The following is a 535-nucleotide window of genomic DNA, read 5'->3' as shown; positions in this document are numbered from 1 at the left end:
TTGTCGCGGTGCACCTTGGTCACCAGCGGTCCCATGTCGGAATCGAGGGTGCCGTCGCCGATCTTCAGGGTGTCGGTGCGGTCCTTGATCTTGGACACGAGTTCGTCGGCGATGTCGCCGACCGCGACCAGGGCGCTGATGGCCATGCAGCGTTCGCCGGCGGAGCCGAAGCCGGCGTTGACCATGGCGTCGGCGGCGAGGTCGAGGTCGGCGTCCGGGAGGACGATGGCGTGGTTCTTCGCCCCACCGAGGGCTTGGACGCGTTTGCCGTGGGCGGTGCCGGTGGCGTAGACGTATTGGGCGATGGGGGTGGATCCGACGAAGCTGATGGCCTTGATGGCGGGGTGGGTGAGCAGTTCGTCGACGGCGGTCTTGTCGCCCTGCAGGACGTTGAACACCCCGGCGGGCAGGCCGGCTTCGGCCCAGAGTTCGGCCATCCAGATCGCGGCGGTGGGGTCCTTCTCGGACGGTTTGAGGACGACGGTGTTGCCGGCGGCGATGGCGATGGGGAAGAACCACATCGGGACCATGGCGG

General features: G+C 67.9%; 1 protein-coding gene. It reads right to left on the bottom strand.

Annotation, left to right across the window (positions count from 1 at the left end; translation table 11 throughout):
• On the bottom strand, positions 1-535 hold a 535-nt coding region (locus QM806_RS40970), incomplete at both ends, for an aldehyde dehydrogenase family protein (RefSeq protein WP_283295055.1).

This window comes from Rhodococcus sp. IEGM 1351 (assembly GCF_030056875.1).
Taxonomy (GTDB): Bacteria; Actinomycetota; Actinomycetes; order Mycobacteriales; family Mycobacteriaceae; genus Rhodococcus_F; species Rhodococcus_F opacus.
This window is presented reverse-complemented; position numbering and strand designations above follow the sequence as displayed.